Origin of the sequence: Colwellia hornerae (assembly GCF_007954355.1) — a bacterium.
Taxonomy (GTDB): Bacteria; Pseudomonadota; Gammaproteobacteria; order Enterobacterales; family Alteromonadaceae; genus Colwellia_A; species Colwellia_A hornerae.
On record NZ_VOLR01000001.1, the window covers coordinates 171,536 to 188,362 of the forward strand.

The 16,827-nt window shown below is 38.1% G+C and carries 10 protein-coding genes, 1 pseudogene and 1 riboswitch; of the genes and pseudogenes, 6 read left to right on the forward strand and 5 right to left on the reverse strand.

Features of this window, described 5'->3' with window-relative positions; translation table 11 throughout:
* Positions 1-35: 35 nt before the first annotated feature.
* Both ESZ26_RS00635 and ESZ26_RS19605 read right to left on the reverse strand, forming a co-directional pair.
* Positions 36-2,696, reverse strand: coding sequence for a ligand-binding sensor domain-containing diguanylate cyclase (locus ESZ26_RS00635; protein WP_146796105.1), 2,661 nt, complete (start codon positions 2,694-2,696; stop codon positions 36-38).
* A gap of 51 nt (positions 2,697-2,747) precedes the next feature.
* Positions 2,748-3,095, reverse strand: a pseudogene (locus tag ESZ26_RS19605) (two-component regulator propeller domain-containing protein); the annotation flags it as partial.
* Positions 3,096-3,547: 452 nt separating this feature from the next.
* Between ESZ26_RS19605 and ESZ26_RS00645 the strand changes: the two are divergent.
* The 3 genes from ESZ26_RS00645 to ESZ26_RS00655 all read left to right on the forward strand — a co-directional run bounded on the left by ESZ26_RS00645 (position 3,548) and on the right by ESZ26_RS00655 (position 8,809).
* The gene (locus ESZ26_RS00645; RefSeq protein WP_170246276.1) at positions 3,548-4,570 is read left to right on the forward strand and encodes a carbohydrate porin; all 1,023 of its coding nucleotides are present in this window, start codon (positions 3,548-3,550) and stop codon (positions 4,568-4,570) included.
* Between the two features lie 271 nt (positions 4,571-4,841).
* Complete coding sequence (locus ESZ26_RS00650) at positions 4,842-6,923, forward strand: EAL domain-containing protein (protein WP_146796111.1); 2,082 nt, start codon at positions 4,842-4,844, stop codon at positions 6,921-6,923.
* 341 nt (positions 6,924-7,264) lie between these two features.
* Entirely contained in the window at positions 7,265-8,809 is a 1,545-nt protein-coding gene (locus tag ESZ26_RS00655) for an EAL domain-containing protein (protein WP_146796114.1), read from the forward strand.
* 114 nt (positions 8,810-8,923) lie between these two features.
* On the opposite strand, the gene ESZ26_RS00660 is transcribed toward ESZ26_RS00655, so the two are convergent.
* From ESZ26_RS00660 to ESZ26_RS00670, 3 genes are all read right to left on the reverse strand, one after another.
* A complete protein-coding gene (locus tag ESZ26_RS00660) occupies positions 8,924-12,079 on the reverse strand; it encodes an efflux RND transporter permease subunit (RefSeq protein WP_146796117.1) in 3,156 nt (1,051 codons plus the stop codon).
* 14 nt (positions 12,080-12,093) lie between these two features.
* Positions 12,094-13,218 carry an efflux RND transporter periplasmic adaptor subunit gene (locus tag ESZ26_RS00665; RefSeq protein WP_146796120.1) on the reverse strand — a complete coding sequence of 375 codons (1,125 nt, stop codon included), beginning with the start codon at positions 13,216-13,218 and terminating at the stop codon, positions 12,094-12,096.
* A 96-nt stretch (positions 13,219-13,314) separates the two neighbouring features.
* Entirely contained in the window at positions 13,315-13,662 is a 348-nt protein-coding gene (locus ESZ26_RS00670; RefSeq protein WP_146796123.1) for a DUF2946 domain-containing protein, read from the reverse strand.
* Positions 13,663-13,970: 308 nt separating this feature from the next.
* Between ESZ26_RS00670 and ESZ26_RS00675 the strand changes: the two genes are divergently transcribed.
* The 3 genes from ESZ26_RS00675 to ESZ26_RS00685 all read left to right on the forward strand — a co-directional run bounded on the left by ESZ26_RS00675 (position 13,971) and on the right by ESZ26_RS00685 (position 16,827).
* Entirely contained in the window at positions 13,971-14,582 is a 612-nt protein-coding gene (locus ESZ26_RS00675; protein ID WP_146796126.1) for a histidine phosphatase family protein, read from the forward strand.
* A gap of 73 nt (positions 14,583-14,655) precedes the next feature.
* Positions 14,656-14,803: riboswitch (cobalamin riboswitch) on the forward strand.
* A gap of 148 nt (positions 14,804-14,951) precedes the next feature.
* Complete coding sequence (locus ESZ26_RS00680; RefSeq protein WP_223271688.1) at positions 14,952-15,815, forward strand: ABC transporter ATP-binding protein; 864 nt, start codon at positions 14,952-14,954, stop codon at positions 15,813-15,815.
* A complete protein-coding gene (locus tag ESZ26_RS00685) occupies positions 15,808-16,827 on the forward strand; it encodes a FecCD family ABC transporter permease (RefSeq protein ID WP_146796129.1) in 1,020 nt (339 codons plus the stop codon). Before ESZ26_RS00680 ends, ESZ26_RS00685 begins: the two co-directional genes overlap by 8 nt.

Genomic DNA, 16,827 nt, shown 5'->3' on the forward strand with positions numbered 1-16,827 from the left:
ATTAATTCACTACTGTAGCAATAACAAGGTTCAAGTTACTGTGATGTTGAGGTATTGCTGAGCTCAAACTTTTCTAACATTTCTTTACTTAAAATAGGGCTGTAATAGTTGACGCTATTTCTGCCAGAATTCTTAGCTGCATACATGGCAATGTCGGCATTTTTAAGTAAGGTTTTCCTGTCATCTCCGTGATGAGGGAATTTGGCAACCCCCATACTTGCTGAACTTTTGATCCTTTGATCATCAATATGATACAAAGCACTAATACGCTTGTGCATTCTTTCAACTATATGGGCAAGACCATCATCATCAGGGGAGGTAATGATGATAATGGCAAATTCATCACCACCCCATCGAGCTAAAAGGTCGTGAGCGCGTAAGCATGATTGCAGTCGTTTACCTATTTGAATAATCAACTGATCGCCTGCGTCGTGGCCCAAGGTGTCGTTAACTTCTTTAAAATGGTCAATGTCTACAAAGACAATGGCAAAATAGCTGTTCTTTTTAGCAACTAATTCGTTTAATTTTTGGTTTAAATAATAGCGATTAGCCAATCCTGTTAATGCATCATGGTTGGCTCGTTGATTAAGTTCTATCAGCTTTTGTTTTTTTAACATTACATAACGAATTGATATAGCTAGGGTAATAAGTGATAAAACGATAAAAAGGTAGTACCAAATGGGCATGCCAACATCAATCATCATCGTCGATTGATCCCGACTCCATACCCCATCGCTGTTCGTTCCTTGGACAACAAACTGATAACTGCCCGGATCTAAATTAGTATATTGAACAAAGTTGGTATTCTCACTGTACACCCAATCACTATCAAAGCCTTTAAGCTGATATCGATAATGATTGTTTTTAGGCGCTGTATAATCAAGCGAAGCAAAATAAATTTGAATATTGGGGTTTTCACCATCGAGAACCAAGCTTTCAGAAAAAGTTTTATCACTGACTATCACTGTGCTCTTATTAGCAACAATGATCTCAGTTATTTGGATCGGGGGGTTAAAGTTATTTTGCGACAACTTATCTGTTTCAACACGAATTAAGCCCTTGTTGGTCGCTAATAGTAAGGTGTTATCAACGATGGCAATAGCCGCTTCAATGAAGTTAAAGTTTTTGTCCAAGAGTAAAGACTTATACTGAGTTACTTGTTCAGTATAAATGTCATACATGTAGAGCTCATTGCTGGTAGTAAACCAAAGTCGACTCTCTCCTTGAGCGACCACTGATTTTAATTGACCGTTAAGCAGGTCATTTTCTTTGGTCATTGTTTTTATATTAACGGTGCGCTTATCAGGGCCAGAAAAAGAGAGACGAACCAGTCCGCCGCCTTGTGTGCTTGCCCAAATATCTCCAGATGCTAGACGAATTATCCCGCTAACCCTTACATTTGCGCCGTTAATACCAACATTGTATTGTGTTGATGCGCCGGTTTTAATATCGACTTTAAAGATACCATCGGTAGTTCCCATCCACATAGAACCGTTATCGTCGATAACGGTTTGATAGGTAAAGTTTCCTTCATCGTAATACTTATTATTTTCGTTATTTAGAAATTGTTTATTGATGCCACTTTCTTGATCAAACAAAAGTAATCCAACGTTTATATAGCCGGTTATCCATACCGCCATCTCATTGTTTTTATCTTGGGTGAGTGTATAAAATTCGTTATTTGGAAAGCCTTGCGAGTTGCCATTTGAATTATCAAAGTGACTTAAGGTATTGGCTTGATGATTAAACAAACTGACACCTTGATTAGATGATAACCAGATGAGTTCGTTGTTTATTCGAGCAATATTCCAAATGCTATCATGAGAATATTGATATTGAGTCAGGCCATCTAAATCTATATGACTAATTTCATTGGTCTCTAAGTTAAGGGTATTAAGGCCTTGCCCGGTGGCTAACCATGCGATATTTTTGTCAACGACTATGTGGTTAATCAAATTACTTGAAAGACCTTTATTGTTTGGTTTTTTACGATAGATATAGCTTGCACTCGTATATGGGCTATAAGTGGCTATACCATTGTCGGTGGAGATCCAGACCATACCTGAACGATCAAAAAATATGTGGGTGATCATATTAGAAGGAAGGCTAGCAAGAGAAAATGGTTGATTTTTAATATGTTGATAAGTATTTGTTTTCGGTGTAAATATTGTTATTCCTTTATAGGAGTGACCAATCCACAAATCACCTTGCTCACTAAAAGCTAAAGTATAAATGCTGTTATCTGCAAGGCTATCGATGTTATCTGGGGCATGCTTAAAGTTTTTAACCACCTGCGTGTTAGGGTTATATGAAATAAGACCGTCTGCCTCACTGCCCATCCAAAGTATACCTTGGCTATCGGTAACCGCAGTCATCGTTACTTTACTAAGAAGCGCTGTGTGTTCGGCATTATCGGTTACCACAGCTTGTAAAATCATTTGCTCTCTATCTAATAAAGCTAGACCGTGAGATGTTATGGTATATATGCGTCCCAGTTTATCTTCTACAATGGCGTAAATAGTGACCTGGTACTTATTACCATTTGAAAAATAAGGTATAAACTCAAAGTTATCCTTTGTTTTATTGTATAAGTTTAGACCGCTACCAGTGCCAATCCATAATTCGTCTTGACGATTAACATGCAGAGATACGGTCCAGTTTGAATGTAAATTATTAGGATTTTTAGCGTCTTGCAAGTAAATGACAACATTGCCATCGGGGAGGATTTTATTTAGTCCATGTTCACTTGCTAACCAAATATTACCGGTACTGTCTTCTATAATGTCGGTAATAAAATTGTGGCTTATGTGACGTGGGCTACCAGGAGAGAATTTATAATGCTGAAATGCTTTACCATCAAAGCGGCTAACTCCAGCATCCGTTGCAAGCCAAATAAAACCATTGCTTTGTTGGAATATTTTATTGATATTCAGCGAAGGAAGGCCATCTTGAACATTCAGTAACGCAAAACGATACTGTTGAGCGTGAACTGATACTGAAGAAAATATAACAATAGTTAATAAAGCTAATTGAATGACTTTATGAGTAATTTTTTTAAAAAATAGCTTACAAATAGTAATAATACGTCTCGATATCCGTTATCAAAAAGACTGGCTTAAATTTACTAAAATACCGCCACAAAAGGGAACTTAGTACCAGATTACATGCTCCCTTATGTTAACAGGACTTATCGGGCAAGCTTGTCATTATAGTTTTTAATTTTATGTTTTATTTGTAGTCATAGTGTTAAAAAACTGAATTAACAAACAACTCCAACAGCGCAGCTTAAATTATCGCTATTGTACTAAAGATAAACACCATGAAGACCTTAGCAAACTTTCCATACATTGCAACTATCACTTGCTTGACCTAAAAACTAATTTTAGCCTTTTAACTGACTTATAGCGTAAAACCTTTACGGTATTAAGGTTATCGATTTCGCCAGTCGTTTAATTAATTGAACGTTACTCATTAATTAATTTGTGTATAATTAAAAAAATTGATAAAACGTCTCTAAAAGATGAGCACCAAAATTTTGCTGAAAACAATGTTAAATAAAATATCTTCAATCACACTCTTTTTTATAACTATTGCCACAACCGAAGTTAAAGCATTAGAAACAAGGTTTAGTTCAGACATTACCGTTGACAGCTCTTTTATTGATAATAATACCTTTACTGAACCTGTTATACGTGGCTTACTCAACGTTGGCTTTGAAACAAAGCTAACTAGCCTTATTGGCAAGCAAAGTTATATTTTTGTTGGTTATGCGCTGCAACGTGGTGAACAAGGTTCTGATATTGCCGGTGATATTCAAGGATTTAGTAATATTGATGAAAAAGACTTTAATCACGCCTTTGAAGTTATTTTGGCGGTTGAACTAAGTGAAAAGTTATTTGTTAAGTTAGGACAAATGGACGCCAATAGTGACTTTGCGAACACCAAATATGGTCAAGAATTTATTAACTCTTCTATGGGGGTGAGTCCAACAATTCAAGGCCTTCCCACCTATCCTCAGCCAAGCATGGGTCTTTATAGCCAATATAAATTAAATTCAGCGATAACCACTCGACTTGGTTATTACGAGAGTAGTGCTAAGTATAATCACTTTGATGACTTTTTTTCTATTGCTGAAGTACAGTGGCACTATCAAGGTAATAGTTCGGTGAAACTGGGTGTTTGGAATCATTCACATCGTGAAAATAGCGATCGAGTCTCGGCAAGCGCAACAGATATTTATATCGCGGTTGATCATTACTTTAATGAAAAATTCAGTGCCTTTATGCAATGGGGACAAGCAAAGAAAAAAGTCGCTATTATAGAAAAGCATTTTAGTATTGGCGTAAATTACCAAGGTCTTTTCAGTGAAGAAGATACCTTGGGTTTAGGATTCACCCAAGCGGATGTTGTGGCAGCAGCGAGTGAGCAAGTCACTGAGTTATTTTATTTATATCCGTTAAATGACAAGATAAATATCAAACCTGATTTGCAATTTATTTCATCACCTTCTGGAAATAAATTAATGGGCGATTTGGTCATCTTTACTTTACGCTTAAGCGCTCAATTTTAGTGACTATATAAATCACCAGAGCAAGATGTTCTAATCTTCAATATTACTCTTCTCTTGCCGGTCAAACGTATTGTCTAATTGTTTAGGTGTACGTTATCGCGCTTTAAAATAATATTAATACCAGAGTGCTTTACTATAAAGTGGCTGTTGTTCTAATTGTCTATAGCTATTAATACTTTGATAGCGTTCAAATTTAATTCTATTTTTAGCTGTTAAATCGACAGTTGGGGGTCTATTCTAAAATAGAATGATTTTTTGGATTTTGCTTAATATGATATTAAAGAATGCTAACACGATAGCGACCCAACAATATGTTACCAATGATTCACTGCATCAATTATTTGATGCAGTGAATGTTGTTTCTGTGCAAGGATATGATGAAAATCGGCGAGTCATTTATTGGAATATTGGCAGTGAGTTACTTTACGGCTTTACCAAGCAAGAAGCATATGGACAAAAACTAGAAGATTTAATTATCCCCGCTGCTATGCGCAAGTTAGTGATTGCCGCGCACAGTGATTGGATAAATAAAGGCATAGAAATTCCTGCTGCAGAGATCACCTTAACGCATAAGAATGGCAATGATATTAGTGTCCTTTCAAGTCATGTGTTGTTTACTAATCAATATAATAAAAAACAAATGTATTGTATTGACGTTAATTTAGCAGATGTTAAGTATGCTCAGTCGCAAGCGCTATTCAAAGACCATATGCTTAAAACCATTATTGATGCTATCCCTGATTTATTTTTTTTAATGGAAGTTGATGGGACTATTATTGATTATCGTGCAAGTGAACAAAAAAATCTCTACGTTTCACCGACGAAGTTTGTTGGCAAACGGATGACGGATGTATTACCTAGTGAGGTCGTTAAAAAATTTGAAACTCATATTGCTAAAACATTACAGCAAGAAGAGATAATAACTTTTGAATATGAGCTAAATATGCCTTATGGATTAGCATACTTTGAAGCCAGAATGAGCTACTTGGCACAATATAACCAAATAGTGACCATTATTCGAGATGTTAGCGAACAATACAAATCGGCTGAAATAATACGCAACCAAGCTTACTTTGATACCTTAACTTTATTACCTAATCGTTTTTTATCACTGGACCGTTTGTCACAAATGCTTATTGAAGCCGAAAGAAATCAGGAGAAAATCGCCATTCTTTTTCTTGATCTAGATGATTTTAAGAAAGTTAATGACTCATTAGGTCATGAGATGGGTGATAAAATACTGGTCAATTCGGCGCAGCGCCTCAATAAAGTGGTCCGAAAAGAAGATACGGTTGGTCGCTTAGGGGGGGACGAATTTATAGTGCTACTGCGAGGTATTACCAATAATCATGATGCGGTCATCATTGCTGAAAATCTCCTTAAAACCTTTAGAGAACCGTTTAGAATTGATGGTCGAGAATTAATACTTACCTTGAGCATTGGTGTTGTTATGTATCCTGAAAATGGCTGTTCTAGCTCTGATTTATTACGCAATGCTGATACAGCAATGTATGAAGCAAAATCTTTAGGGCGTAATACCTATTCATTTTTTACTAAAGAAATGAATACCGTTATGCTGCGCCGTTTCGAAATTGAAGAGCAAATGCATGGTGCGTTAGAGCGAAATGAATTTGAGTTATATTACCAACCTCAATTGGATGTTAAGAGTGGCAATATTATTGGGGTAGAAGCTTTATTAAGGTGGCATAATTCTACTTTAGGAAACATATCACCCGGTGAATTTATTCCTATTGCCGAACACACGGGTCTCATTGTGCCAATAGGGCGGTTTGTTATTAAACAAGCACTGCGATTTTTAAATGTATGGCAAACGAGTCAGCATAAAAAATATACCATGGCCGTCAATATATCTCCTCGTCAATTCAGAGACTTAGGTCTACTTACTTTCATCAAAGACTGTCTTAATGCGTCAAATATTACTCCAAGTAGCTTGGAGATTGAGATTACTGAAGGGGTATTAATGAGTGGTCAATCTTATATTCATGATGCCTTAATTGAAATTGAAAAACTTGGCATCAACCTATCAATGGACGACTTTGGTACCGGGTATTCATCGTTAAGCTATTTAAGAGAATATGCTTTTGATGTGCTGAAAATAGATCAAAGTTTTATTCACGGTATTACAACAAATGAGGCCGATTGTCAGTTAGTGAAAACCATTATCGTCATGGCACATAGTTTAGGCATGACCGTTGTTGCTGAGGGGGTTGAAACTCAATCACAATTTACTTTATTAACGGAATTAGATTGTGATTTCGTGCAAGGATATTATTTTAGTCGACCAAAACCAGCAGAGCAATTACTTGATTTTTCAGTTCACTACAAACCCTAACGTTGACATTATTGTAAGGTGGAAAACGCCGTCAATAGTATTACATCAGCACAACAACCAGTCTTTTGTTGGTTTATTCAGCCTTACAGTTAACCCAGGTTATTTTAACGTGCTCACTTCACTGTTTCTTTTGTAAAGTGCTGATTAAAAAGTAAATTTTTTAATTGTGCGTTAATCCTAAAGAAACCTTCTTTTCTTCAAAATATATAGAGACTCGCCATGGACAAAACACTAGTGATGACTAATCATTTGACGGCTAGTATTATTATAAAAAGTAACCTATAACTAAATATTAAAATCTTTATTATCATTACGTTATTAATTGAATTGGGGTTGCGTATATGAAGGAAATGGCTTCGATCACCAAGTATTTGGCGTTTTTAAGTGGCATAATTATTAGTTTAACGGTGATATTTTACATCTATTCCAACATCTTAAAAAGTCAGCTTTTCGAGCAAGGAGAAAATATACTTAGTGATTTAGTGGATACCACAACCTATGGATATGGTGTTATAGAGTCATTAAATAGCCAGAACTTTACTTATTGCTCTGATGAAAATTTATTAGCAATGCGAAAATCTCAATTTGAATCAAATGATATCAGGGATATTGGTTTCCTAGAAAATGGTGTATTAACCTGTACCACTGGCATAGGCATCTTAAAAAAACCAATCAAAGGACCTCGTTATGACTTTATGCTGGACGGTCATGAGTTTTGGTTCAATCATAAGCTAGTCACTTTTGATAGGACGGTACAAGGTATTATTATCCGTAAGGACAATTACAATCTAGTGGCGTCATTTCAAGGGATTTTGTATGAACACAGAAAATTTAACCGCTATGAACTGCTAGCGCTCAAAGGTGAAAAAATCATTCATCTTTTTGGTGAAACTGGAATATATCAAAAAAACTCAACAAGTAGTCAGCCCTATTTTAGCTCAGGATTATTATCGCACTCTTTTGAGTTTTGTGGTCCGAAAGGGTTGATCTGCGTGGCTATTGAGCAGAGAAACTTTTCAGAATTTCAACTTGGACCTGTCTTTTTAATTTTACTGTTTATTTCTTTGATTTCAGGTGTGGCTACCTTACATGCTTATCAATCGATTTATAGTTACATTTATAGTACTAAAAGAAGAATAAAATTAGCCTTATCTTTCAAAGGCATTAAGCCACATTATCAGGCTATTGTTGAATTAAAAACCGGTAAAGTTATTGGCTGTGAGTTGCTTGCTCGATTTGAAGACCATATTGGCCCCCTTTATCCTGATCAATTTATTTCAGTGGTCGGTGAATTAGATATGTCTTGGTTGATGACGCAAGACCTTATTTTACAAGCCATTGATGATTTTAAAGATATTCAAATTATTAATGAGCCATTTTATCTTTCCATTAATGTTTATCCCAAAGATATCAATAACGGTAATATTCTCAAAGGTGTGGAACTATTAAAAAATATAACGCCTAATCTTGAAGTTTGTTTTGAGGTAACAGAAGATGAAGAGTTACATTATAGTAAGGTGGGCAATACCTTAGAAGTGCTGTCAAAAAGTCGTATTAAAATCTCTATTGATGATTTTGGTACCGGCTACTCTAATTTATCTCAACTAAAACTGTTAGATATTGATACCTTAAAAGTTGATAAGTCATTTATAGATGAGGTTGAAACGGGGTCAATCCGATCAACGTTAATACCAAATATTGTGTCAATAGCGGAGAAACTAGAGGCAAGTATTATTGCTGAAGGTATTGAAAACAGATTACAAGTAGATGAATTGCTGAAAATGGATATTAAATTTGGCCAAGGTTGGTATTACACAAAAGCTCTGCCATTAGAAGAATTTAAACATTATTTGATCAATCATAGTGACTACAAATTTGATCAGTAAACCTAGATAAGTCTTGCTCTACCAACAGTCATTGATAGTTTATCTGTTAAGCATATTTACTGTTAAATGACATACCCTCTGAATAAGTGTTTGTTCAGAGGGTATTTTAAGACATCAAGCTTTTATAAGTTGTTTAATTTTCGCTGTAGAGAAGAAGCTATATAAAACAGGTAAGACAAATAACGTTAAAAAAGTGGCGGTTACCAGTCCGCCAACAATAACACTGGCAAGAGGGCGTTGTATTTCTGCACCCACGCCATTAGACATCATCATCGGGATCAGCCCCAAAGCAGAAGTCATCGCGGTCATTAATACCGGACGTAGTCGCGATGTCGCACCGTCGAAAACTGCTTGTGACGTCGTTAAACCTTCTTTGACACACTGGTTTATCCGCTCAACCATAACAACACCATTGAGCACAGCAACACCAAACAAGGTAATAAAACCAATAGAACTTGGCACAGATAAATATTGTTCGCTAATATAAAGCGAGAACACGCCGCCAATAACCGCTAAGGGTACATTAACTAAAATCAGCATCGCTTGACCCAATGAGCCAAAAGCAAAATAAAGTAACAAAGCAATTAATGCCAAAGAGAGTGGCACCACCAGTAATAGCCGCTGTTGGGCACGTTGTTGATTCTCAAATTGACCGCCAATAACCACAGAATAACCGGCGGGTAAGTCTACTGTACTGGCAATTACTTCACGAATATCAGTAACAACACTACCCATATCTCTGTCTTGTACATTTGCTTGAATAACGACTCGGCGTTGCACATTGTCTCTGCGAACCTGTGGCGGACCTGACTCAAAGGTGATGGTGGCGATATCTCCTAAACGTACCCAAGCACCGGTTGGTGATTGTAAACGAAGATCGGCAATCGCTTCAGGACTGTTGCGATATTTTTCTGCCAATCTGACATAAATATCATAGCGCTCATTACCGTTGATTATTTGCCCAGCACTAACCCCGCCAATGCCATTTTTAATCACATCCATAACATCACCAACCGACAAACCAAAACGAGAAAGTTGCTGTCTTTTAGGTTTTATCACTAATTGGGCTTCTCCTGCTATTTGCTCTAATGCGACATCGCGCGCGCCTTTGACCTGTTTTATCGCGGCGGTAATTTCTTCGCCTTTACTGGCGAGTATGGACAACTCTGGACCGAATAATTTAATCGCCAGTTGCGCTTTTACCCCAGAAAGTAATTCATCAACACGGGTCGCAATTGGCTGTGAAAAATTAAGCAGTAAGCCAGGAAATTGTTTAAGTTCCTCTGCCATTAACGTTTGCAATTCGATGCGACTTTTAGCACTACGCCATTGTGATACGGGTTTTAACCCTATGTATATTTCAATGTTATTAACGGGTTCAGGATCGCCACCAATTTCAGCCCGGCCAATACGGCTGAGTGCGTAGGTTACCTCAGGAAACGCCATTAACTTTTCTTCAAGGATAGGCGCTACTGCTAACGCTGTTTCCAAACTCGATGACGGAGCTAAAGTGACCCTTAAGTTAATGGTGCCTTCCTCAAGTTCGGGTACAAATTCTGTGCCTATTTGGGGAACTAATGATATAGCGGCAACCAGTAATGCTATGCACGTAAATACCACAACCTTAGGGCGTTTCATTGCGGCTTTAAGACTTTTTCGATAGAGCTTGTCCAAAGGCAATAATATAAAACTTTCCTTTTGTTTTACGCCTTTGCTAAACATAAACGTTGCTAGCGCAGGCACGACAAAAAGAGCCACTAGGATGGCAGATATTACCGCTAAGATAATGCTAATAGCCATTGGCTGAAAAAGTTTAGCTTCAACGCCTTCAAAACTAAATAGCGGTGTAAAGACCACCAAAATAATGGCTGCGGCAAAAAATACTGGACGGGCAACTTCTTTTCCTGCCGCCTTTAACTGTCGTGGGATATCTTGTTGCTGGCTCTTTTTATCGAGGAGATCTCCAGAGTGGTTTAAATGTTTAAAGATGTTTTCAACCATCACCACCGAGCCATCAACTAACATACCTATTGCGACCGCAATCCCGCCTAATGACATTAAATTAGCCGACAAGCCCAGCCAAGACATCACCATTAGCGCAATAGCAACCGAGATAGGAATCGAAATTAACACCAAAAATGTTGCCGTTAAATTCATTAAAAATAAGGCGAGTATCACAGCAATAAATATAAAAGCTAAGGCAAGTGCTTCAACAACAGTATTAACCGCTTGGGTAATTAAATCAGCTTGGTCATAGAAAGGCTCAAAGCGCACACCTTTGGGTAGGGCTTGATTAATCATGGGTATTCTAGCGTTAATACCGTCAATGGTGGCTTTGGTATTTGCACCAATACGTTTTAATACGATACCTGAGACGACTTCACCCAAACGTTCAACTTCGCCATTTTTGTTTCTGCGTGTCATGGTCGCCGCGCCTTGGCGAATTTCATTCCCCAAAGTTACTTTGGCAAGATCTGCGATAGTGACTACCGTGCCAGACACTGTTTTCACCGGCACCTGCTTAATGTCGGCTAATCCCGCTTCGCCACTATTAAACCAACCTGTGCCTCGAATAACTAATTGCTCTTGTCCTCGGTTCATATACCAACCACCCACATTGGCATTATTGTTTTCAAGTGCGGTAACTATGTCATCTTGGCTTAACTGATAAGAAAGCAATTTACTGGGTTCAATATTGACTTGATATTGACGAACACTTCCGCCAAAAGATAAAACATCGGTTACACCATCTACCGGCATAACCAATAATTTCACTAGCCAATCATTTAAACTTCTTAAGGTCATTGAGTTATAACCAGCCTCTTTATCAGCAATGAGTAAGTACTGGAAGACTTGGCCTAAACCTGAGGTATTAGGTCCCATTGCAGGTAAACCAACGCCTTGAGGAATTAGCGATTTTGCCGCTTGTAGTCGTTCAAAAACTAATTGGCGGGCAAAATATATATCGGTGCCTTCTTTGAAAACCACCGTAACGCCAGAGAGCCCCGTTTTTGATATTGACCGTACTTGTTCAACATCAGGTAAAGCATACATCACCGCTTCAATCGGGTAGGTGATGAGTTGCTCTACTTCTTCAGCGGCTAAGCCAGGTGCTTCGGTATTTATCGCTACTTGAACATTAGTGACATCAGGAAATGCATCTAGATTTAAATTTGGGATGGCAATAATAGCGGCTACCATGGTGGCAATAAGTGCAATAATTACCAGTAGGCGATTATCTATCGACCAATCAATCATTTTATTTAACATCGTGTTATTCCTTATTAGTGGCCGTGCGGATCAAATCCACTTTTCGCTATTTCTGAAGCGACAAAAAAGGCACCCTGGGTAACCACTCTTGTGTTGGCGGCAATACCGATGATTTGGCGATAATTGCCTAAAGGCTGACCTAATTCAACTTCAACAGCCTCGAATTCACCCGGGTGGTCTTCAACAAAAACAGTCCAGTCACCATCAGTCCCGCGCATTAAGGCTGTTTCGGGCACTGCGATTACGGCAGTTTGTGTGTCAAATTGAAAATTAACATCTACAAACATCCCTGAGTGCAATGAATCATCTTTATTTTCAACAGACAACCTAACAATTCTAGTACGGGTCGCTGGGTCGATTGTGTGCGCTTCTTGAATAACCAAGGCATGATAAGTTTGGCCAGCAAATTCTATTTCAGCCCTTGTCCCAGCAGGTAAGTTCAATTTTTTGTTGGGCGAAACACGCGCTTCGACCCATAAGTTCTCTTCATTAGCTAAAATCATAATTTGTTCACCGGGCGTGACTCGTTGTCCTTGTGAAAAATTATCACTTAATACCGCTCCTCCGCGCTGCGCTACTAAGGTATATTCACCTAAGTTTGACGAATTGTTTTTAACAATATCTTCAATGGCATTTTTTGTTAGCCCAAAGGCGGTTAAACGGCTATAAGCGGCGATGTAATCAGTTTCACTTTTTAGCAAAAGGCTCTCGCTTAACGTGCCCTTACTTAACTTGCTTGCCCGTTGCCATTCACTATACGTTACTCGATAATTAGCTTGTGCTGCAGCAACAGATTCACTAAATAAAGTGACTAAGGGTTGGTCTTTTTCAACATGTTCACCTAAGGTCGCATGACGACTTATCACTACCGACTCTGTGCGTGGTGAAACAATATAACTGGTGTAACCATTTGCTTTTATTTCTCCAGGAGCATAAACGCGTCGAGCAAAAATTTTGGGTGTTAACATCGATACTTTAATACTTGCGAGTGTTAATTGTGCGGTGGTGAAGCTAACGGCTGTTTTGTGGGTATCTTCGGTAATTTCTACAGCAAGAGCAGGAGGAGCTAAGGTGGTTAAACCATAAAATAAAACACTCAGTAGGTTTAATAGCATTGGTTTTTTATTGGTGTTGATCATTGTTATCTCTTAATTTAAAGGTAAACGTTGCAACAACACTAAATTCAATATTTAGTGTTAAGTAAAGTTGTTGCGAAAAATTGTTATAAAATTAAATTAAGCGATCGGGGGACGTATAAGTTGTTCTATGAAGTTGATATCGATATCGATAAGATAAAAGTATTGATTGGGAATTAATAGCTTAGTGATAATGGAGGTTGATTTGTTTGTTAAAAACCATTGGCTGTGTGAACCTTGACAGTGCCCACAATGATGACAATCTTTGACGTTATGTTCAGTATCAGAGGTTGTGTTAAATCGCGCTTGATTATCAACTTCATGAGAATGTTCAGTTTGTAAATGTTGAGCGTTAAGCTGATGATTATCGCCTGAATTAGCCACAGCAACAAACGACTGCAAGGCAATCGATAGTACTATTAAAAAGCTAAGCCAAGTTTTTTTCATTATTGTCGTATTCTTTTAATTTATCCATCTAGACCAGCGAATGCTAAGCTAAATAATGTTTTTAGTCAATAAGTCGCCACTAAGGGGCATAGGGTCGCTTTGTTGAGAAGTAATCAATAAAATCGATGGCTAACCGGCTTTTTATTAATATCTGTCGTTACTTTTTTTATTACTGTATCTAGTAATAACTAATTAAAACAAGGTGTTGATAAGCTGGTATTGACGATTTTTTACTAAATGCTTACGCAATATTGAATTTAAGGTTAGGCTATGACTTTTGAACGCGATATACATTAAGAGGTAAGACTTTGCTACAGCGCACTTTATATTTATTACGACATGGTGAAATTGCTACTCCTGGTATTTTAGCCGGTAAAACTGATGTCGCGCTTTCTAACAAGGGCTTGCAACAGCTGTGGGATGTTAGCCAAAAATTACCTGAAATATCCTCTTGTATCAGTTCACCTCTGCAACGTTGCAGGGTGTTTGCCAAAGCATATTCATTGAAAAAAAACATCAATCTCCTATTAAACGATAACCTTAAAGAAATGAATTTTGGTGATTGGGATGGAGAAACCTATCAAGCCTTGTGGCAGATAAAAGCCAGTGCTCTGCAGCCTTCATTGGGTGACTTTTGGCAAAATCCTTGGCAACATACTGCGCCTAATGGTGAGACTATGGTTGATTTTGTCGAGCGTGTCGATACTTGGTGGCAACAATGGCTTGCAGATGCACCCGAGGGGAATACCTTGGTGGTTGCGCATGGCGGCGTGATTAAACATTTAATTGCGCGAGTACTTAAATTGCCCATACCGGGCACGGTTCACATGAGTCATATTGATATTCCTTATGCGGGGTTAGTGAAAATTAATATTTATACCGATGATAGTGGCGTTGATTGGCCAAAAATAGTGTGGTGATACGTAACCCCGATAAGTCAATGAATTGGGTGTTATTGGCAATTAAACCTTGCTATTTTTAGTGAGCAGACGATAATCTTCGAACAACATTATATAACTCATTTTTAATGTGGGAATGTGGTGAAAAACCGCAACTGTACCCGCAACTGTAAAAGCCTTTTCTTGGTATTTAATAACCATAAAGCTTAAGTCAGGATACCCATTAATTTAGAGTCATTTGCCTATCAAAATGATAGGCATAACCAACAAAGTCGAGCGGGTTTACTCGAACATTGTATTGTCTACTCTTGCATTATTTTTATATACTAAGAGATTGATTGTGCTGTGTTTGCTGCTCATTAAGTGTCCATCGCATGTGAGTAGCAATTTTTGAATAGTAGCAAGGCTCAATCCTCAGCAATAAATACCGCTAATACAGCATTGCTTTCAGTGCAGCATCTTTCTTGGCATGCCGACAGCCAGCTTATTTTAGATGATATTTCTTTCACCATAAAAAAAGGCAGCTTTACCGGTATTCTAGGGCCTAATGGTGCAGGAAAGTCTAGCTTACTCCGCTGCTTATATCGCTATGTAAAACCCGATTCAGGTTCAGTACAATTTAATCAACAAGATATTTGGCAACAATACGACGCTTATCAGTATGCGCAAGATATCGCGGTGGTTTTACAAGAAACACCCACTCATTTTAATTTAACCGTACATGACGTTGTTGCGCTGGGTTTATTGCCACACAAGGGGTTATTTACCCGTGAACAAGCCAGCGACCGACTCAAAATCGACTGTGCAATTAAGCAGGTTGGCTTAGCGGATAAAAACTTACAAAATTTTGAACATTTATCCGGCGGAGAAAAACAACGCGCACTTATAGCTCGTGCTATCGTGCAAACGCCCAGCTTACTTATTATGGACGAGCCAACCAGTCATCTTGATGTTCGTTACCAAATTCAGGTTATTGAATTAGCTAAATCGCTAGGCATTACGGTTATTGCGTCTTTTCATGACTTAAATCTTGCCAGTGCGATGTGCGATCAACTGCTGGTGTTAGATAAAGGTAAACTGGTTGAGCAAGGGTCACCACAAGCAGTGATCACCTCTGAGATGTTGTCAAATGTATTTGGTGTCTGCGCGCAAGTCTCTCTTCATCCCCAGCATAAGGTTCCTCATATTTCTTATTTCTATGGCTACGATATTAAAGAAAAAACGGCAGAAAGTAGAGCGTTACCTCATGTTTAAAGTTAATCATTCGGGTATTATTTTTTTGACCTTAGCTTTTGGTGTCATCAGCTTTATCGCGTCATTATCTTTAGGTGCGGCAGATATCAGTTTTAGCGATGTTATTACAAGTTTACTGGCCAGTTTCTCAACAGATAAAGACGCCAGCGAGGTGATTTTTTATGAGCGAATTATTTGGGAATTACGCATGCCGCGCGCCATTTTAGCTTTTTTAGCCGGTTGTGGTTTAGCGGTTTCTGGGCTGATATTACAAACGGTAACGCGAAACCCATTAGCCGACCCTTATCTTTTTGGTATTTCTTCAGGTGCTTCTTTAGGAGTCGTTATATCTATTGTTTTACTGGGCAGCACTATTTCTGTGATTACACCTGTTGCGGCTTTTGCGGGCAGTTTAGTGGCGATGCTAATGTTGCTAATGATATCTGGTCGTCGGCAAAGTCAACAAGTTGAATCTATGCTCTTGGCAGGTGTAGCGTTATCGTTTTTATTTAGCTCGTTTACCAGTTTGTTACTTTATCATACCGACCCACAAGCGGTTACGGCGATATTATTTTGGACTATGGGTAGTTTTTCACGTGCACAGTGGTCAATTTTATGGTTTCCTGCGGTCGTTATTATTAGTTGTGTCATTATGATGTTAGCGTATCGACGCCAATTGAATGCGATGTTGTTAGGGGATGAAAGTGCAACAACGTTAGGTATTAATGTTAATCGTTTTCGCTTAGTGATGCTGGTACTGAGTTCACTGATCACCGCAACGTTAGTCTCTTTGTGTGGTGGTATAGGTTTTGTTGGTTTAATGATTCCCCATATTGTACGTTTTTTCGTTTCTCAAGGCACTGTTTTTGGCATTATGTTAACGGCTTTAGTTGGTGGTATTTTTATGATTTGGGTAGATGTATTATCTAGAGTGGTACTGGAAAACCAAGAACTACCCGTAGGTGTTATCACTTCTGCCTTGGGTAGTTTATTCTTTTTATCCTTGTTGTACTTCCGCAAAAATAAAGCGTAA

What these genes read in the sequence shown, in the direction of transcription:
- ESZ26_RS00645 (WP_170246276.1), top strand. Translation starts at nt 3,548, where the DNA reads ATGTTAAATAAAATATCTTCAATCACACTCTTTTTTATAACTATTGCC.
- ESZ26_RS00650 (WP_146796111.1), top strand. Translation starts at nt 4,842, where the DNA reads ATGATATTAAAGAATGCTAACACGATAGCGACCCAACAATATGTTACC.
- ESZ26_RS00655 (WP_146796114.1), top strand. Translation starts at nt 7,265, where the DNA reads ATGAAGGAAATGGCTTCGATCACCAAGTATTTGGCGTTTTTAAGTGGC.
- ESZ26_RS00660 (WP_146796117.1), bottom strand. Translation starts at nt 12,079, where the DNA reads ATGTTAAATAAAATGATTGATTGGTCGATAGATAATCGCCTACTGGTA.
- ESZ26_RS00665 (WP_146796120.1), bottom strand. Translation starts at nt 13,218, where the DNA reads ATGATCAACACCAATAAAAAACCAATGCTATTAAACCTACTGAGTGTT.
- ESZ26_RS00670 (WP_146796123.1), bottom strand. Translation starts at nt 13,662, where the DNA reads ATGAAAAAAACTTGGCTTAGCTTTTTAATAGTACTATCGATTGCCTTG.
- ESZ26_RS00685 (WP_146796129.1), top strand. Translation starts at nt 15,808, where the DNA reads ATGTTTAAAGTTAATCATTCGGGTATTATTTTTTTGACCTTAGCTTTT.